15 protein-coding genes are annotated in these 18,962 nt (G+C 59.8%); 6 read left to right on the top strand and 9 right to left on the bottom strand.

Annotation, left to right across the window (positions count from 1 at the left end):
* Positions 1-377: 377 nt before the first annotated feature.
* The 5 genes from Q0D41_RS08950 to Q0D41_RS08930 form a co-directional block, all read right to left on the bottom strand.
* Positions 378-1,295, bottom strand: coding sequence for an NAD(P)H-hydrate dehydratase (locus Q0D41_RS08950; protein WP_294378162.1), 918 nt, complete (start codon positions 1,293-1,295; stop codon positions 378-380).
* A 72-nt stretch (positions 1,296-1,367) separates the two neighbouring features.
* Complete coding sequence (gene acpS, locus Q0D41_RS08945) at positions 1,368-1,928, bottom strand: holo-ACP synthase (RefSeq protein ID WP_294378159.1); 561 nt, start codon at positions 1,926-1,928, stop codon at positions 1,368-1,370.
* Positions 1,929-2,247: 319 nt separating this feature from the next.
* Positions 2,248-4,083 carry a glutamine--fructose-6-phosphate transaminase (isomerizing) gene (gene glmS, locus Q0D41_RS08940; RefSeq protein ID WP_294378156.1) on the bottom strand — a complete coding sequence of 612 codons (1,836 nt, stop codon included), beginning with the start codon at positions 4,081-4,083 and terminating at the stop codon, positions 2,248-2,250.
* Between the two features lie 197 nt (positions 4,084-4,280).
* Positions 4,281-5,207 carry a LysR family transcriptional regulator gene (locus Q0D41_RS08935; protein WP_294378154.1) on the bottom strand — a complete coding sequence of 309 codons (927 nt, stop codon included), beginning with the start codon at positions 5,205-5,207 and terminating at the stop codon, positions 4,281-4,283.
* A 72-nt stretch (positions 5,208-5,279) separates the two neighbouring features.
* Positions 5,280-6,344 (bottom strand): DegV family protein, encoded by a 1,065-nt coding sequence (locus Q0D41_RS08930; RefSeq protein WP_294378151.1) that lies wholly within the window; start codon positions 6,342-6,344, stop codon positions 5,280-5,282.
* Positions 6,345-6,528: 184 nt separating this feature from the next.
* Here Q0D41_RS08930 and Q0D41_RS08925 point away from each other — a divergent pair, with 184 nt between their 5' ends.
* From Q0D41_RS08925 to Q0D41_RS08915, 3 genes are all read left to right on the top strand, one after another.
* Entirely contained in the window at positions 6,529-7,164 is a 636-nt protein-coding gene (locus Q0D41_RS08925; RefSeq protein ID WP_294378148.1) for a DUF1836 domain-containing protein, read from the top strand.
* Complete coding sequence (locus Q0D41_RS08920; protein WP_294378146.1) at positions 7,164-7,829, top strand: nitrous oxide-stimulated promoter family protein; 666 nt, start codon at positions 7,164-7,166, stop codon at positions 7,827-7,829. The genes Q0D41_RS08925 and Q0D41_RS08920 overlap by 1 nt, the downstream gene beginning before the upstream one ends.
* Before the next feature lie 237 nt (positions 7,830-8,066).
* On the top strand, positions 8,067-9,254 hold the full coding sequence (locus Q0D41_RS08915) for a pyridoxal phosphate-dependent aminotransferase (RefSeq protein ID WP_294378141.1): 1,188 nt from the start codon (positions 8,067-8,069) through the stop codon (positions 9,252-9,254).
* 214 nt (positions 9,255-9,468) lie between these two features.
* Here Q0D41_RS08915 and Q0D41_RS08910 read toward each other — a convergent pair whose 3' ends face one another.
* Positions 9,469-9,876: a hypothetical protein gene (locus Q0D41_RS08910; RefSeq protein ID WP_294378138.1), complete on the bottom strand. Its 408-nt coding sequence runs from the start codon at positions 9,874-9,876 to the stop codon at positions 9,469-9,471.
* A 150-nt stretch (positions 9,877-10,026) separates the two neighbouring features.
* Between Q0D41_RS08910 and Q0D41_RS08905 the strand changes: the two genes are divergently transcribed.
* Both Q0D41_RS08905 and Q0D41_RS08900 read left to right on the top strand, forming a co-directional pair.
* Complete coding sequence (locus tag Q0D41_RS08905; RefSeq protein WP_294378134.1) at positions 10,027-11,025, top strand: LysR family transcriptional regulator; 999 nt, start codon at positions 10,027-10,029, stop codon at positions 11,023-11,025.
* 59 nt (positions 11,026-11,084) lie between these two features.
* Positions 11,085-12,011 carry a DegV family protein gene (locus Q0D41_RS08900; RefSeq protein WP_294378131.1) on the top strand — a complete coding sequence of 309 codons (927 nt, stop codon included), beginning with the start codon at positions 11,085-11,087 and terminating at the stop codon, positions 12,009-12,011.
* A 386-nt stretch (positions 12,012-12,397) separates the two neighbouring features.
* Here Q0D41_RS08900 and Q0D41_RS08895 read toward each other — a convergent pair whose 3' ends face one another.
* Positions 12,398-12,820, bottom strand: a complete 423-nt coding sequence (locus Q0D41_RS08895) for a PaaI family thioesterase (RefSeq protein ID WP_294378126.1) — start codon at positions 12,818-12,820, stop codon at positions 12,398-12,400.
* A gap of 435 nt (positions 12,821-13,255) precedes the next feature.
* Between Q0D41_RS08895 and Q0D41_RS08890 the strand changes: the two genes are divergently transcribed.
* The gene (locus tag Q0D41_RS08890) at positions 13,256-14,527 is read left to right on the top strand and encodes a hypothetical protein (RefSeq protein ID WP_294378120.1); all 1,272 of its coding nucleotides are present in this window, start codon (positions 13,256-13,258) and stop codon (positions 14,525-14,527) included.
* A 148-nt stretch (positions 14,528-14,675) separates the two neighbouring features.
* On the opposite strand, the gene Q0D41_RS08885 is transcribed toward Q0D41_RS08890, so the two are convergent.
* Together Q0D41_RS08885 and Q0D41_RS08880 are read right to left on the bottom strand one after the other, a co-directional pair.
* Entirely contained in the window at positions 14,676-18,200 is a 3,525-nt protein-coding gene (locus Q0D41_RS08885) for an FtsX-like permease family protein (RefSeq protein ID WP_294378117.1), read from the bottom strand.
* 2 nt (positions 18,201-18,202) lie between these two features.
* Positions 18,203-18,904, bottom strand: a complete 702-nt coding sequence (locus tag Q0D41_RS08880; RefSeq protein WP_294378115.1) for an ABC transporter ATP-binding protein — start codon at positions 18,902-18,904, stop codon at positions 18,203-18,205.
* Positions 18,905-18,962: the final 58 nt, after the last annotated feature.

Below are 18,962 nucleotides of genomic sequence, written 5' to 3'. Positions count from 1 at the left end.
CATCCAATTAACCGACCCGCCCTTTCGGCCGGGACGGAACTCGCTGCTCGAATCGAGCACCTCTACTTGAATGTTGTTGTTTGCCATCGCAGCCTCCTTACGCTCAAGCCACTTATTCGGCATGGTTCGAGTATGTGGCCAATTCCCGCTACACGCACGAGTTTTGCGCGGATTGTTTCCAAACCGAAATGATCATAAACCAAAGCGCGACACCCGAAAGCCAAATGCCGTAATCGGCCAAAACAGGCCCCATCAGACAAGGAAGGCAAAGGGTATCGGGTTCGAGGAATATACCAAAGAGGAAGCCTCCCGCGAGCACCCGCACGCCACGCTGCCAAAAAGCCGCCGAACCAACAATTCACCACGCTTGCCAGCGCCTACAGCCTTCCGTCGAGCGCGCGCACAGCATGCGGAAGATGCGCGAGCACGTCTTCCGTCGTTACGCACAGTTCAACGGAATCGGCGGCCGCAAGCACACCAGCGCGAGCATGCACGAATGCGCCCAAGGCGCAGGCATCTTTAGGATCCATGCCGCACGCAAGCAGCGAGCCAATCGCGCCCGCGAGCACGTCGCCCGTTCCCGCCTTCGCGAGCGCAGGCGTACCGCACGTAAGCACCATCACGTCATCGACGCTTTCCTCGTTGCCGTCGGCGATATAGGTGTCGGGGCCCTTGAGCACGCACACCACGCCGAAGGCCTGGGCAATAAAGAGCGCATCGGCCGCAGCTTCAGGTACGCCCTGTTTTTTCGCATGGGCGCGCGCAACCTGGACATCGGCCGTATCGAAGGCCGAAAGCAGACGCGCCGCCTCGCCGCCATGCGGAGTAATAACCGTCGGATAGCCCGCCACGAAGCGTTCGCGCAGCGCCGCAGCGCCCTCGGCGGTCGCAAGCGCCGCCAAGCCGCCGCCGTCGACAAGGGCGGGCTCTTGCGCGTGGCGAAGCACATCGACCACGATATCGGCCGACGCCTCGCCCGTGGCGAATCCGCTCCCCACCACCACGGCACGCGGATGGCGCGAACTTGAAGGGTGGTCGCATTCCGCGAACGTGTCGAACGGCCAGCACACGCACGACGGCTGCACGACGCGCAACGCAGCTGCGGCCTCGGAGCAGGTGTACGCGCGCACATACCCGGCGCCCATGCGCGTGGCCGCCATAGTCGCGAGCACGCCGGCGCCCGGGTACGACGGCTGGCCCACCACGAGCTCGCAGGTGCCGCGCGTGTATTTGTTGGCGTCGGCGGAAAGCCGGGGCAGAAGGCCCGCCGCGAGCTTTTTCGTGATCTTCTTCATGCGTGTGCCTTTCCGAACTCTTATCGGGAATGCCTTTCGGCAAGACTGCGCGAGCGAAGCGCACAGGGGGTTCTAGTCCGTGTTTTCCGAACGCTTGCCTGCGCCCCCGGGTTGCACCGGCTCTCCGGCGCCCTTGGCCTCGGCGCTCGTTGCGGTTTGCTCGCCCAAATCGTCGAGCATGCCGCGCATTTCCTTGAACTGCTGGGCAAGCTCGGCTTTCACGTCGCGGCGCTTTTCGCGTTCGGCCTGCGACGCCTTCGTGATGGCCACGGCATTGGCCACGGCAACCGAATGGGTATAGGTAATTGACAGGGGCACGTCGACGACGCCCTGCTCTTCGGCGATGCGAGCGGCAGCGCCATGCAGCGCAATGGCAGGCTTGCCATGGGAATCGCGCACGACCTCGACGTCGCGCATGCCTATGCCGCTTGCCAAAATGCCCGTGCCGAGCGCTTTGCACACCGCTTCTTTCGCGGCGAATCGGGCGGCGTAATGCGTCGCCGGATTGCCCTTTCGGTTGCAATAGTCCTGCTCAGCATCGGTAAACACCCTGTGCGCGAACGACGGCGTGCGATCCAAGATGCGTCGCATGCGTTCGATTTCGACGATATCTACACCCAAACCAACCGACACATCGCACCTTTCTCGCAGGGATTCATACAATGAATAATTGTAGCCGCGCGTACGACGTCGAATGAACACCACGTCAAATTCCACAAAGCGCGGAACGCATAAGTGGCTCCATTGACCTGTTTTTTGGATGAGCTGCATTCGCCCACGCGTCAGCGAGCATGGGCTCTGGCGAGTGCAGTTCGAGCGTTGAAAATGCCTGTGGCATTTTCAATTCCTGCCTATGCGCCCGAGCGGGCGCGCCCAGCTTGAGCCCGAAATGCGCCGCCAGAGCCCAGCGCAGCGTCGACAACGCCGCCGTTCGACAGAACGGCGGCACAAATTACTCTACCGTGACGCTCTTGGCGAGGTTGCGGGGCTGGTCGACGTCGCATCCGCGAGCGATGGCGATATCGCGAGCAAACAGCTGCAGCGGCACGCTCGCCGTAATGGCGCTGAAGCAATCGCGCACCTTCGGAATATAAATCACGTAGTCGGCGTGCTTCTTAATTTCCTCGTCGCCCTCGGTGGCAATCGCCACCACAAGGGCGCCGCGAGCCTTGCATTCCTGAATATTGGAAATCACCTTGTCGTACGTGGGGCTCTTCGTAGCAACCACGATCACGGGGAAGCCCTCGTCGAGCAACGCGATGGGCCCGTGCTTCATTTCGCCGGCCGCGTAGGCCTCGGCATGCAGGTAGGAAATTTCCTTGAGCTTCAGCGCGCCCTCGTAGCAAATGGTGGAGCCAATGCCACGGCCAATGAACAGGGCGTTCTGCGCATCTTTGCATGCGAGCGCCGCCTCTTCGATGGTGCTCGTGTCGGCCAGAATCTGCTCAATGTGCTGAGCGGTATCGGCCATCTCGCGGAACAGCATGCGAATTTGAGCCGTCGTAAGGCCGCCGCGCAGCTGGCCGAGCAGCATCGCGAGCAGCGTGAGCGCCGCCACCTGGCCCAAGAAGCTCTTCGTCGCCGCCACGGCGATTTCCTTGTTCGCTTTGATGTAAATTACGCCATCGCTCTCGCGCGCCACGGGGCTGCCCACCACATTGGTGATGCCGAACACCTTGGCGCCCTTGATGCGCGCGTCGCGAATGGCGGCCAGCGTATCGGCCGTCTCGCCCGACTGGGACACGGCAACCACCAGCGTCGAAGGCGTGATAATGGGGTTGCGATAGCGGAACTCGCTCGCCACCTCGACTTCGCAAGGAATACGGCTCCATGCTTCGATGAGGTTCTTCGCGATAAGGCCCGCATGGTAGCTCGTGCCGCACGCGATGATATACACGCGATCGATGGCCGCCAACTCGTCGTAATTGAGCGACAACTCGTCGAACTGCAAATGGCCGTTCACCATGCGGCCGGCAAGCGTGTCGCGAATCGTGCGCGGCTCCTCGTAGATTTCCTTCAGCATGAAATCGGGGAAACCACCCTTTTCAGCTGCGGAAACATCCCAATCGACATGCGTAACGGACGGGTGGATTTCGCCACCTTCTTGATCGAAATACTCAATCGTCGACTCGCCGCCCGCGCACGTGAGCTTCGCGAAAGTGTCGTCTTCAAGCACGACCACGTCGCGCGTCTCATCGATGAGCGCCACGATATCGCTCGCGACGAGCGCGCCGGTTTTGCCCTGGCCCACTACAATGGGCGAGTCTTTGCGGGCGCACACGATGACGCCTGGCTCGACATCGCACACAACCGCGATACCATACGCGCCGGCCAAGCGATAGGTCGCCTGGCGCACAGCCTCGAGCAAATCGCCGTCGTAGGCTTCTTCAACCAAATGGGCGATGACTTCGGTGTCGGTCTCGCTCGAGAACACATGCCCGCGACCGATGAGCTCTTCTTTGAGCGTGGCATAGTTCTCAATGATGCCGTTATGCACCACGGCGATATCATTCGCGCAGGCCGTATGCGGGTGCGCGTTATTCTCGCTCGGTTTGCCGTGGGTTGCCCAGCGCGTATGGCCAATGCCGCACGTGCCGTCGATGTCCATGCTCTCAATCATGGCTTCAAGACCTGCGACCTTGCCGACCTTGTGCTTCACGTTGAGGCCCAGCGGCGTTTGCACGGCGATGCCCGCCGAGTCGTAGCCGCGATATTCCATGCGCTTCAGGCCGCGAATCAAAACGTCCTTCGCCTGCAAGCTTCCGGTGTATCCAATGATGCCGCACATAGGGAAAATTCCTTTCCTTATTGGGAATGTGAGCTTGACACAACACTTCATTGTAGTGTCGGGAAAGCCGCGGAAAGGGAGGTCGTCACAGGTTGTTTACACGCTAGACGGGTAAACGGCGCCAAAGCGAAAGCGAGCGGCACATTGCGCTATCCGAGTATCGCTCTATCCAAGCGTCGCTCTATCCAAGCGTCGCGCTATCCAAGCATCTCGACATCGGGGTCGGTTTGCGCGATGGCATGCAGCTCGTCGATATAGTGCAGCAGAAGTTCGCTCGGACGGCGTTCGCGATGCATGATATAGCCCACGCGCATGCGCTCGACGGCATCAAGGGGAACGCTTGCGATGCCGTGCGACATTTCGCTCGAAAGCACGCCCGTGGAAAGCGTGTAACCGTTATGGCTTACAAGCAAATTCGAAAGCGTGCCGCGGTCGGAGCAGCGAATATTGCGCGCGGCCGGAAGCCACGCGAGCGGCTCTTCGGCGTAATAGAACGAGTTCACCGTGCCCTGCTCGAACGAATACCGAGGATAGGCTGCCAGCTCTTCGGGCGAGATGATCTCGCGCTTCGCGAGCGGATGGTTCTCGCCCACAAATACATGCGCGGAAGCCTCGAACAGGGGGTGGAACTGCACGTCGGCTTCCTCGAAAGCGCGTTCGAGCACGCGCCTGTTGAAATCGTCGGTATACAGCACGCCAATTTCGCTGCGGAAGCTGCGCACGTCTTCGATGATTTCGGCCGTGGTGCTCTCGCGCAGCACCAGGTCGTACTCGTCGCCCGTGCAGGTTTCGGCCACATTTACGAACGCCTGCACGCTGAAAGCGTAATGCTGCGTGGAAACGGCCAGGCGCACATGGCTCGAACCATGCTCGGCATAGCGTCGCTCAAGCATGTCGGCCTGCTCGATTACCTGGCGCGCGTAACCCAAAAGCTCGGTGCCGTCGTTGGTCAGCGCCACGCCGCGATTGCTGCGCGTGAAAATGGTGACGCCCAACTCCTGCTCAAGGTCTTTGATGGCCGTGGACAAGTTCGACTGCGTCGCAAACAGCTCGCGCGCGGCGGCGTTGATGGAGCCGTATTCCGCGACGGCGATAAGGTAGCGAAGTTGTTGCAGTGTGGCCATGGAGGTTTCTTCCTTTATGAATTCGGCTTTATGCCGACAAATGTGTCGAACCGAATTCTACCGCGCCGGGCGCTATAAAACGGAAACTCCAACTCCCACCAAGCCAGGACCGGTATGCACCACGAGCGCGGGCGAAATTTGGCAGAAAATCACGTCGATCGCTTGGGGGAATTCGGCCTTCAAGTCGTCGGCGATAACGCGCGCTTCGGCCTCGGCGTCGCCGTGGGCCACGGCGAAACGAACCGAACGGCCTTCTTCGAGGGCAGCGGCGGCAACCTTCTTCGCAAGCGAAACGGTCTTCTTCAGCGAACCCTTGCGGCCGTGGCTTTTCGCGCACACCACGTATTTGCCTTCTTCGTTGCACTTGATGGTGGGACGAATATCGAGCTTCGAACCAATCGCATACGTCGCGGCGCCAATGCGACCGCCCTTATAAAGATACTCGAGCGTGTTCACGCAGAAGAAGCCATCGGAGCGCTCGGCAGTGCCCTCGGCGCGGGCGACCACCTGCGAGAACGACATGCCAGAGCCAACGAGCTCGCACACGAGCACCGCGGTAAGGCCCGCGGCGATGCCGATGCTTTTCGTGTCAACCACGGCGCACTGCAAATCGGCGCGGCCGGAGGCGATGCTGCGCACCAAGTCGTAGGTGCCCGAAAGCCCCGAGGAAATCGTGACGGCAATCACGTGGGTGTAGCCTTCAGCGGCAATTTGATCGAACAGGGCCATGATATCGGCAGGTGCCGGCGTCGAGGTTTTAGGAATCTCGGTTTCGAAGCGACGGTAGACCTCTTCGGGCTGAATAGTCACGCGATCGAGGAAGTCGCCATCGGAATAGTTCACATGAAGGGGCGCGATAAACACGCCGTACTTTTCGACAACCTCTGGCGGCACGTCGGTCGCGGAATCGACCAGCACGGCGATGCGCTGATTTTCCGCGTCGCCCTCGCCCGCTGCGGCAGCCACGGTGGCGGCAACCGTCTCGGCGGCGTCAGACGCCGTAGCCACAGCAGTTGCGGCCGCTTCCGCCGCTTCGCCGAGAACCGCAGATGCGTCGGCGGCAACGGCGTCGCCGAGGTCGCGAACCTTTTCAATCCCCTGCTTAATGGCGCCATTAATGCCGTTGTTGCCGATCATGGAGCCTTCCCTTCTTCACCCAACAACGCTTGCGCGATGCCGGCGTTTGATGCATCTCGTTTTGAAAACCAGCTTATGTGTGCAGCAAAACCGTGTCAAGCAATATGGAGTTTGATTGGACGCTTCGCAACGGTAGCGTTTCCAGTACCCGCGCAGGAGCATGCAACGTGCTACGCTTGCGCCCATGACACGCAAAGCAAAACATATCCAAGCACTCAGCGAGGCGGAATACGTCGAGCTTATTCGCGAGCTGCGCCTACCGCGCTATGCCGACATTCCCGCGATCGACTTGTATATGGACCAGCTGCTCACCTATATAGATGCGCAAGTGCGCCCGCTCGTGGCACCCGACGAAAAGCTGCTCACGGCCTCCATGGTGAACAACTATGTGAAGCAGGGCATTATCCCCGCGCCGAAGGCCAAGCGCTATACCGCGAACCACGTTGCCATGCTTACCGTGATTTGCCTGATGAAGCGCGCATTCTCGATGGACGATATCCATTCGTTGCTGCGAGTTTCGGCGGCAACCCACGGCATCGACCACGCGTATAACTTCTTCTGCGAGGCGGTAGAGGAAACCCTTCGCCAGCTCTTTTGCGGCGAAGTTGCCCACACGAGCCTTGGGTCGTGCGGCATTCGCAAACCAGACGGCCCCGCGTTCGCCCTTCAGGTGAGCAACGCCGCCGACCTTTCCCCCGAGCGGCGGCTCGCGCTTTCGGCGGCAACGAGCGTCGCGAATAAAATTTATGTTGAAAAGTGCTTTGAGCTGGGCATTCTCGATGGAGCACGCAATGCGCAGCTGCGAAAGGCAGAGGATTGATGGCCAAAACGAACGAATACGATGCCCGCATCGAGCCCGAACAGGAATCGAGCGCGACCGGCGCGACGATAGCAACCCCAAGCGAAGCGGGCGCAGCCGAAACGGCCACGGCCAGCATGGCTTCGGCCGAAGTGGCTTCGACCGAAACGGCCCCAGCTGAAGCAGCCCCGGCTGAAGCCGAAACGACCGCCAAACTCCACGCCCCTCGCCTCGATGGAGCCGACATAGCCGCGGCCGCAAACCAAGCCGCCGCAAAAGCGTGGGACAAGCATCGTGCGCGCATTCTTAACCGCATTGCCGAAAAGGAAATCGCACGCGACATCGTAACGCTCGCTGGCATGACGGAAATCTACTGCGCCGACCACCACGCCGCCGCCGACCGCACGCCATACGAAAGCGAAGCCACCGCCGTGGGCATGTATCCCCAGCACAAGATTCCGCGCCTTTGCTCCGAATGCGCCGCACATTTGCGCTACGGCGAAGTTCGCCGAGCACTGTGCCGACGCGAGCCGCGCCCTGCATGCAAAACATGCAAGAGCCATTGCTACACACCCACCGAATCGGCATGGCAACGCCGCGCCATGGCCTATGCGGGCCCCAGGGCAATGTTCCGCGGGCACGCGATTGAAGCAATTCGCCACCTTATCCATACGAGGAAGAGCTAGAGGGAGTCATCTGCGCCGGCAAAACGCACAACGGCGCGCAGCTCCCCGACCAACTTCGCATCGTCGACAGACGCCCGAAGCAACGCGTCGCCTTGAGGTGTTCCTCCCTGGCTTGCGTTTCCATCTGCAGAAAAAAGGTTCCATTCCCCAACTTTCTCGCCCTTTGCGCTTTATCATAGATGCGTGAAGGAAACCAGCAACGCCGCCCGTGGGCGCGCGTGGGGAAACGAGGGCACCATGATCAATCAACGCATGTACGAGTTGGGCAGCGAACCGTCAGCAATTCGCGAGCTGTTCGCATACGGTCAAGCGCGCAAGGCTGAAATCGGCGAGGACAAAGTCTTCGACTTCAGCATTGGCAACCCCAGCGTTCCGGCGCCCGAAGCGGTTAAACAGGCAATTCTCGATGTGATGGAGCAGCCCCCCGCCCAAGTGCACGGCTACACCCCCAGCCAGGGCGCGCCGAGCGTTCGCGCCGCCGTGGCCGCATCGCTCAACCGCCGCTTCGACACGTCGTACGAAGGTGCGAACATCTACATGACCTGCGGCGCCGCCGCATCGCTTTCCATTTGCTTCAACGCCGTTGGAAACCCAGGCGACGAGTTCATCGTGATTTCGCCCTATTTCCCCGAATACAAGGTTTGGATTGAGAACGCCGGCTGCAACTGCATCGAGGTGCCCGCTCGCCGCGACGATTTCCAAATGAACATCGAAGCCATCGAAGACGCCATTACGCCGAAAACCAAGGCCATCGTGATTAATTCGCCCAACAACCCAGTTGGCTCGGTGTACCCCGAATGCGACTTGATCGAACTCGCCAACGCGCTGCGCCGCAAGCAGGACGAATTCGGCATCACCATTTACATCATCGCCGATGAGCCGTATCGCGAAATCGTCTACGGCAACGTGCGCGTGCCGTTCGTTCCGCCTATCTACGAGAACACACTCGTATGCTACTCGTATTCCAAATCGCTCAGCCTGCCAGGCGAGCGCATTGGCTACATTCTGGTTCCCAACACCATGCCCGACTGGGAACGCACCTTCAACGCCGTGTGCGGCGCGGGCCGCGCGCTTGGCTTCGTGTGCGCCCCGTCGCTTCTGCAGTACGTCATCGAGCGCTGCGTCGACGAGCCGAGCGATGTTGAGGCCTATGCGAAGAACCGCGAAGCCCTGTATGGCGGCCTTACGAAACTCGGCTACGAGTGCGTTGCGCCCCAAGGCGCATTCTACTTGTGGGTTCGCGCGCTCGAATCCGACGCTCAGGCTTTCGCCGAGGCCGCGAAGGCACATGAGCTGCTGCTCGTTCCCAGCAACAGCTTCGGCGTCGAGGGCTGGCTGCGCGTAAGCTACTGCGTCGCCCACGAGACCATCGTGAATTCAATGCCCGCATTTGCCGAACTCATGCGCGAGTATCAAACGAAATAACGATCCTTGGGCAACGCGCCTTTTGGCGTAAAAAACACGAAGGCTCGCCTGCAGTAGGCGAGCCTTCGTTGTATAGGGGCGCCGAACCCGCTCGGAAAAAGCAGGCTGAGTATTTCGCGCATCGCGGCCGCATGGGCTGCGAACTTACGCAAGCTTAGCGCCCGCGCACAGGCGGCGCTGGGCCGCGGTCGCGCGAGCGCCGCACCATTCGACCCTATCGCTTCTGGAATTTCTTGGCCTCTTCGGCTTCAACGCCTTCCATCGAGGCGCCATATTTCGCGGTTTTCGGATCTTTGCCGCCATCTTTGAGCAGTTCATCGACGCTTTCCGCACGCAGCGCCTCGCGTCGCGCATCGTGCTTTTCCTGATAGCGGCCCGCCGCAACAGCATCGAGCTTCACATTGCGGAAGTACACGATCCAGTTCGCCGCGATGGCAATCATGTTCAGGAAATAGACCGCCAGCACCCAGTTGATTTGGCCCGATACGAACTTCGCCGCAATACCGGCAACGTAGCCCAACGTGATAAGCAAAATGAACTGCCAGCTTGTGCCCGCAGCCGTGCGCGCCTTCGCCGCCTTATACGCATTCATCGGCCACGACAAGCCAAAACAAACCAGCATGACCGCTTCAAGAAATTCCGCCATTGCACCCTCGATTTCTCGGATTTCAAACCCTTTGAGAATAGTTCGCGCGCATCATAGCGTCTAATATATGAATTGGTTATTTATTATCACTTTGACGTTATAATTCAAGAAAACGAGGGGAGCGCCGTGGAGCTTTTGCAGTTGAGATATTTTCTGGAAGTTGCGGAAAGCGAGCACGTCACGCACAGCGCCCAGAAACTTCGCGTATCGCAGCCCTCGCTCACCCAAGCGATTAGCCGCCTCGAGCGAGAACTGGGCGTGCAGCTTTTCGAACCAGAAGGGCGCGGCATTCGCCTTACTGAAGCAGGACGCTTCTACAGCAAACGCATCGCGAAAGCGGTGGGGGAAATCGACTCGGCGACCAGCGAGCTTGCGCGGTTCGACGAAGAGCGCAGCTCGATTGTGCGCATCAACGTTGTTTCGGCCTCGAACATCGTCGTTGACGCCGTCGCGGAATGGCGCGCTCAACACCCCGCGGCAAAGTTTCAGATTGTGAGCAGCGAAACCGTCAGCAAAATTGAACCGTGCGACATCGAAGTGCGCATGCAAACGGGAAAAACGCCGGAAGCGAAGGGCGCGCGCCTATTCAAGGAACGCATCATGCTCGCCGTGCCCACAACGAACGGCGACGAAACCGAGGAGCGCGCGCTGCGCGAAACCAAAGAGCCCGACGCAGGCTTTCGCGACAATTCAGGAAAAGGTGAAAGACCTGGAGGCGAAGAGCGCGACATCGCAGCGAGCGACGCTTTGGCCAACGAACGCGGCGAAGCGATTTCGCTGGCCCAGGTGCAAAACAGCGGCTTCATCATGCTCGCAGGCTCGCGCAACATCAGCAACCTCTGTCTGTCGCAATGCGCCAAACTGGGGTTTCGCCCCACAATCGCCTTCGAGAGCGATAACCCATCGGTCGTGCGCAAGATGATCGGCCTTGGCCTCGGCGTTGGCTTTTGGCCCGAACATAGCTGGGGCGAGCTTGGCGCCGGCGCGCGCCTTGCTCCCATTCTTGAACCGGGATTCGTACGCGCCATCGAAGTCGCGCGAACGCGCCACGGCGGCTCGAACGAGCAGGCCGATAAGTTCTATTCGTTCCTGCTTCAGCGATTCGAAGCCCGCTGGAATATCTAGCGGTTCCCCGCGTCAACCATGGTAGACTCTTGCGTACATGTGCGAGAGAAAGGGATTCCATGGCCGCGCAATGCAATTTGATCATCGATTCATGCTGCGATTTGCCGCTGAGCATGCTGCAAATCGAAGGCGTCGATACGCTGAATTTCAATTACGTCATGAGCGATGGCGACCACGAGGACGATTTCTATCAATCCATCACGCCGCACGAGTTCTACGAGAAGATTCGCAATGGAGAAACGCCGAGCACCTCGCAGGCTTCGCCGGCGGCAATCGAAGCGGCATGGCGCCGCGCTGCCGAAAGCGGCATTCCCACGGTATACCTATGTTTCTCGAGCGGCCTTTCGTCGAACTACTCCACTGCGGCGGCACTGCTTGCCCAGGTGAAAGAGGAATTCCACGATGCGCCGCTCTATTTGGTCGACCTTATGATCGGCTCTACGCCCGAGGGCTTGCTCGTTCTTGAGGCGTTGCGCCAGCGCGATTCGGGGCTTTCTGCAGAAGAGCTGGTCGAGTGGGCCGAACAGGCGCGCTACTTCGTGCAAACCGCTTTCATGGTTGACGACCTTGATGCGCTGCACCGCGGCGGACGCATTCCCGCATCGGTTGCCGCAGCAGGCTCGGCACTCAATGTGAAACCCCTGCTCACCTTCGATACGTCGGGGCACTTGGCACTCACGGGCGCCGCGCGTGGGCGCAAGAAGGGCCTGAAGCAAATGGCCGATTTCTTCGCAAAAGAGCATGACACGCAAGGTGGTTCGCCCGTCGTGCTCATCGGCAACGCCGACTGCCCGAAAGACGCCGAAGCGCTGCGGGATCTTTTGGCCAAACAAGACGAGAGCATCACCGTGGTACAGCACAATATTGGTGCCACCATCGGCAGCCACGTTGGGCCCGGCATGGTGTCGATTTCGTTCTGGGGCGGCGACCGCCGTGAAAATATGTCCGTCGCCGACCGCATCGCCGCGAAGATCAAGCGCGGCTAACAAGTCGATCGCGCAGCCAGGCCGGGTTCGCGGGGCACCAAGGCGCTCTGCGAACCTTGCTCGCTACCGTCGTCCCGTCGGCCCCTGAGCGGGGTTGCGCCAGGACCACAGCGGGCTACCGATCGCTTCGCTCACTATGCGCCCGCTTGGCGGTGTTTCACTTTGAAATGAAGAGCAGAAGTGAGCACCGACGGTCTTGGCCCAACCCCGCTCCGAGGGCGGCGGGCAGTACTCCATCAAGTCCAGGAGGCTAGCCGGCGCCAGCGGTGTGACCGCACGATTCAAACCATTTCTTCCAATGGCAACTAAAGCTCGGCGAGCAATACCCTCGTTGAGGCCTGGGTGAGCCTCAAACCGCGCTCAGCCAGGAATCGAAAATCGAGAAGCTACACGCGCGCACCCGTCACGTTCATGCGGGCGCACAATCTTCCTTCTCCGTCGCACACATCGATACGCGCGAAACACATGGCGCGACCTGCCTTTTCCATATGGCATTCCGCCACAAGGCAATCGCCCTTGGCGGCCGTAAGGTAATCGATCGAGTTATTTACCGAAACCGTAGGCGGCTGGCCCACATTCGAAGCAACGGCAAATGAATAGTCTCCCAGCGTGAAGTACACGCCGCCCATTACCGCGCCCATAGCATTGCGGTGCTGCGGGCCAATCTCCATCGACACGCGCGCATAGCCCTCACGTGCCTCTTCAATTACCGCGCCGAGCGATTCAGTGGCGTATCGATCGTTCTTGAATTGATCTCGAATTTGCTCAAGCGTCGCATCTGCCGCGACCAGCGGTTTCTTCTCGGTCATTGGAGCCCCTTTTCGCAATTGCCTGTCACGATCAATCGTAGCAGACTCGTATTGCTTGCATATGAACGGACCTTCTGCACTTCTCACCTCCCTCCTCTCACCTCCCTCCTCTCACCTCTCGTGCTTCGTTCCTCTTCCCCATCACCGCAAGCACCCGTCGGCGCCAAAAGCCCGTCGCCGCGAAAGCTCGCGCTCGAAAACCCCATCCCCGCAAACGCCCACGCCCGAGAAAGCCAACTCCCCCAAGAAACCCATGCCCGAAAAAACCATCCCTACAAAAACCCATCTCTTATGTTTGTCGCGGTTCCGTGGCGCCGAGGTAACGTTTCGATTCAGATTCTTCCCATTGCGCGAACGCGCGATATGTTCGACTCGTACCAAACGCATTTGCCGCAAGCTAATCGAACGCTTGCTTTTATTTGATAGGAGGCAACCGTGGACAGACGCGCATACAGTCAAGAAAACCGCAGCCAGCGCGCCGATTCGGCGGCGAAAACCGTCGTTATCTCGCCCAAGGCCGAAGCCGAAACACCCCAACCAACCGGGATCAAGGGCCTTTTTGAAGGGCTTTCGGTTTCGCAGGTCACCGCTGGTGCGTTGGCGGCTGTGACTTCGATGCTGCTTTCTGCGCAAATCGGCATTGCCGGCTCGGTCATCGGCGTCGCCGTAGGCTCGGTCGTGTCGACCGTTTCATCGCAGCTTTACAAGAAATTCCTGGCAGGGTCAGCCGAAAAGCTTCGTGGCCTGGCTTCGAACGACAATGCGGAAGAAAACGCGACGGTCAGCGCCGTCGCTACCCAGGGCGCAGCCCAAAGCGCAATCCAAGGCGCAACCCAAAACTTTGCGCACGCGCAAACCACCGTTATGCCCATTTCACGCGCGCCGTTCGAAGGCGCCGAAACCACCACACTGCCTTCGGTGGGCGCAGCGACGCGCGCATTCAGCGGAGCAGCGGCGCCATCGGCCAATTCCGCCGAAACGACCGTTCTTTCCGCAGGCCACATCGTTGGAGCCGATGCGCGCGACATACGCGACAGCCAAGCCGTTCAAGGCGCCCAGTCGAATACGCCGCGCATCAATAGCGCAGCTGGCCATACGGGAAATGCGAGCCACGCAACGGGCGTTGTTGAAATCGAAGCCCAAAAGCAAAAGACCATGCAGCGCCGCGTGCTCGCGGTTTCAGTCGCCTCGTCCCTTGCAGCAATCCTGCTGTTCGCGGGCCTCGTGCTTATGTTTACCGGCGGCGAAGGCATCGGCACTAAAGTAGCCCCGTTCACCGGCGAAATCGTAACGAGCCAGCTTGCGAACGAAAACAGCGCAGCAACCAGCGGAAACGCCGAAAAGCCCAATGGGGACAAGAATGCCGACACAACGGTTCAGAACAAGAGCGAGAAGAACAGCCCCTCTCAGTCCGCCCAACAGAATTCGACGCAGAACGCTTCCGGCTCCTCGTCTACAACCGAGTCGGGCGGAAACTCCAGCACCATGAATTCGGGATCGGAAAGCTCGAGCTCCGCAAGCGGCAACAACGGCTCATCCTCAAGCAGCTCGGGCTCTGGCCAAACTTCCAGCGATAGCACGAATTCGAATTCCAACAACGCAAACAACTCTGGCTCAACGAGTTCAAACGGCAATGCCGCAAACTCAGGGTCAACGGGGTCGGAATCGAGCGCATCATCGCAGTCGCAAGCGGAATCGGGCAAATAAACCGCAGCGAGACGCGTCGCTCGGAAAAGCCGCGATTGCACGGGCCCTGCGGCTTCGTGCAGAAAAAAGCGGGCCTGCATCGTTCTGCAGGCCCGCCACTATTCAAAGTCAATAGGCATATCGCTTGGCCACGTGCCATGCGCGCCCGCTAGTCGACACTCTTCAAGCTTTCGACCATATCGATCTTCTTGAGCTTGAACTTCATCGCCAAGGTCACGATAACCGAGAACAGCATGGTGAGCGCAAACGCAATAACGAAGCTCAAAGCATGAATTTCGCGGCCGAACATCACCTGATCGACCTCGGCCGTGATTACGACAAAGCCCTCCATCGCAATGCCAAGGAACAAACCAACAAATGCGCCGATCAGCGAAAGCAGCATGGTTTCTCGATAGATATACGCATTCACTTCATGCGGCGTGAAGCCAAGCACCTTCAGCGTGGCAATCTCGCGCACACGCTCGGTGATGTTGATGTTCGTGAGGTTGTACAGCACCACGAACGCGAGCAGAGCCGCGGCAACCACGAGCACCACCACAACCGAATCGACGCTCTTCAACATGCTGCGATAGCTGTTGATGGTTTCGTCGTTGTACGTCACGGTTTTCACGCCGTCCATCGCAAGCACGTCGTCGCTGAACGCTTCGCGCACGTCATCGCCCTCGGCAACGTTCGCAAGCAGCGTCGCATACGAAGGCGCTTCACCCATGGTGGATTCATACAGCGCGGGCGACATGAGCACGTATTGCGCCACATAGTTCTCCATAATGCCCGACACGCGCACCTCGCGACCTTCGCCCGTCGCGTTGCCGATGGCATCCTCGTCATAGATCGCGATGGAATCGCCCACCGAAACGCCCAGCTTTGTCGCGAGTTTCTCGCTTATGAGCACGCCTTCATCGTCAATCGCGAGGGACTCATGGCCCACGCGCGTGCGCAGCGTGTTGAAGTTGCCGAATTCCTGCGTGTCTTGCGGCACGTTCAGCTCGACACGTTGGTCGATTTCATCCGACGCGCCCGGGATACGCACGATTCTGTTCTCGGTAAGCACCCATGCCTTCGGGCCTTCGGAGTCGGCCTCGACACGTTCGGCCACGGCATTCTTTTCAGCATCGGCAACATCGGAATCCATGCGCACGATGGCGTTGTAGTGGTACAGCTCGCCATACTGCTTGTCGATGATGTCGTTGATGGCGTTTTGCAAGCCAAGACCAGTGAGCAAAAGCCCCGTGCAGCCCGCAATGCCGATAATCGCCATGAAGAAACGACGCTTATAGCGGAAGAGGTTGCGCGCGGTGACCTTCCAGCTGAACGACATGCGGCTCCACAGCGGACGAATGCGTTCGAGCAGAATGCGCTTGCCGGCCTTCGGCGCGCGCGGCAGCATAAGGGCCGCCGGCTTTTCGCGCAGGGTGGCCATCGCAGCGAACAGCGTTGCCGCAACCGTGATGCCCACAGAAAGGCCCGCTGCCAGCAAGAACAGCGCGGGGTCGATGGGCGTAGGCCTGCACGGCACAACATAAATAATCGCGTACGCGTTCATGATGAACCACGGCAGGAATTGTGACAGCAGCGCAATGCCCACGATTGAGCCCACGCCGCTGGCGACCATGGCATACACCAAATACTTCGAAGCGATGCGGCCGTTGGAATAGCCCAGCGCCTTAAACGTGCCAATAAGCACGCGCTCCTCATCGACCATGCGCGTCATAGTCGTGAGAGAAACCAAGGCAGCTACGAGGAAGAACAACAGCGGGAACACCTGGGCAATTTGATCGATGCGACCCGCGTCGGAACGGAAGCTTTCAGCGCCGATGTTCTTCTTCAAATCGAGCGCATACATGTCAGCATCCATGGTGGCGATGTCGTCCACCTCGGCCTGGGCGTCGGCGAGCTGCGCTTCGGCATCGGCGAATTCGGCTTCGGCCTGGGCGCGCTTATCGGCAAGCTCGGCCGCGCCGCTTTCCCACTGCGACAAGCCATCGGCGTATTCAGCCTGGCCGCTTTCGAGCTGAGCGCGGCCCTCATCGAGCTGCGCCTGGCCTTGGGCAAGCTGCGCCGCGGCGGCGTCAAGCGAAGCCTGGCCACTCGCGAAGCCCTGGCTGGCCGCAGCCTTCTGGGCAGCAAGCTCCTGCTCGCCCGCCGCAAGCTGCTCAGGCACGCCCGCGGTTTCCGTATCGATTTGAGCGATGCCCGCCTGAAGCTGAGCGATGCCCGCTTCAATTTCAGTTTTCTGGGATCCAAGCTGCGCTTGCTGCTGCTGGAGCTGAGGCAAAGCCGCCTGAGCTTGAGCAAACTGCTGCTCAAGAGCTGCCTTTTGCGCCTCGAGCTGCGCTTTCGTTTCCTCGTAAGCAGGGTCGGCCGGATTCAGCGCATCGATTTGCGCCTGCACGCCCGCAATCGCCAACGGCAGCCCATCAACCGCCTGCTGCGCCTGGTCAATGCCAGCCGCAACCTGCGTAAGGCCATCGTTTACCTGGCCGAGGCCCTTCTGCGCCTCGGCGAGCTTACTGTTCAGCATTTCGCGCGTCTGCAGAGCGGTGTGGTACTGCGCCCAGCCCTCGTCAATCGCCGCTTGCGCCTGAGCCAGCGCCGCCTGCGCTTGCGAACGCTGGTCGGCGAGCTCCGCTGCGCCCGACTCATACTGGGCGCGGCCGCTCGCCAGCTGCGATTCGCTTTGGGCAATGGTTGCCTTCGCCGATTCAAGCTCGGCGGCCGCAGAATCGAGCTGCGCCTTAGAGTCGTCGAGCGTCGCCTGGCCATCGTCGAGCTGTGCGAGCGCGTCGGCCTTCTTCTGCTCGTATTCCGCACGCTTCTCATCGAGCGTGGCCTGGGCGTCGGCCTGCAGACCCTCGATGCGCGACGCCTTCAAATCGTCGGCCATCGCGTCGATGCGATTGGCCACTTCGTCGACTTTCGCCTGGTAAGCATCGCTTGCCCACAACAAATCGCGCGCGCCATCGACCGCAACGAATGCTTCGGTAATGGGGTAATCGTCGGTGAAGGCCGAATCGGGAACGAACACGAAACTCGTGAGGCGCCCACTTCCAAGCGACGTCGAGCCCACGTTGGTCGAGCAGGTGTAATACGACGAATTCACGAAACCGACCACCGTGAACTCGCGCACGGCGAAGCTGTCGTCCAAGTCTTGCGTGCCCTCGATGAGGCGCACCTTGTCGCCGATATGCACATCGGTCTGCCACACCGTGTCGGAAGAAAGCAGGCACTCGTCGCTTTTCGTGGGCCAGGTGCCGCTCTTCAAAACAGGCCTGTTCAAATACGAATCGTCGTTCGACTGCACCGTGAAGCCATCGTCGCACGTGCTCGCCTGGGCCGCGTCAACATCAAGCGACTGGAAGCACAGCGTGTATTGCACGCCATCCAATTCCGAAATGGCGTCGGCTTCGCGGGCGGGCATAACGGCCGAAACGCCTTCCACATCGCGCAGCGCGTCGATTTGCTCCTCATCGAAACCAATCGTCGATACCACGCGCACGTCAGCCAAGCTCGTGCCGTCGTAATATTCATCACCCGCAAGGCGCATGTCGGGGCCCGTCATGCGCAGGCCGGCATAAAAGCCAGCACCCAGCGCCGCGATAATCGCAATCGCCAAAAAACGGCCCCATGAATGGGTGATAGAACGCCGTAGGTCTTTTCCGAATGCGCTTGCCATACTTACCACTCAACCGTCTCGGCGGCTTGCGGGTGGGCATTGAGTTCCGTGCGCTCGACTTTTCCTTCTTTCACATGAATCACGCGGTCGGCAATAGCGCAGAACGCGGAATTATGTGTAATGAGCACTACCGTGCGGCCCGTCTCGCGGCACGTATCTTGCAGCAGTTTCAGAATAGCCTTGCCCGTTTTGTAATCGAGCGCGCCCGTGGGCTCGTCGCACAGCAAAAGCTTCGGGTTTTTCGCGATGGCGCGAGCGATAGCCACACGCTGCTGCTCGCCGCCCGAGAGCTGCGCGGGGAAGTTGTCCATGCGATGCGCGAGCCCCACCTGGGCCAGCACGTCGGCAGGCTGAAGCGGATCGCGGCAAATCTGACTCGCGAGCTCCACGTTTTCGAGCGCGGTAAGGTTTTGCACCAGGTTATAGAACTGGAAAACGAAGCCGATGTCGTAACGGCGGTAATCGGTGAGCTGCTTTTCGTCGAATTGGTCGACGCGCGCGCCATCGAGCGTAATTGAACCCGATGTGCACGAATCCATGCCGCCCATCATGTTGAGCAGGGTTGTTTTGCCCGAACCGGAGGGGCCGACAACCACCACGAGTTCACCTTGCTCTATTTCGAAAGACATGCCATCGACGGCAGCCACCTGCACTTCGCCCATGGTATAAATCTTGCGCACATCTTTAAATTCGACGAATGCCATAGCGACCCCTCACGCGGCACGATTTCTCAAATATTCCCTCATAGTGAGTATATTGAAA

Origin of the sequence: uncultured Slackia sp. (assembly GCF_934630525.1) — a bacterium.
Lineage (GTDB): Bacteria > Actinomycetota > Coriobacteriia > Coriobacteriales > Eggerthellaceae > Slackia.
The sequence above is the reverse complement of the archived record's forward strand: the minus strand, read 5'-3'. Positions and strand labels throughout refer to the sequence as shown.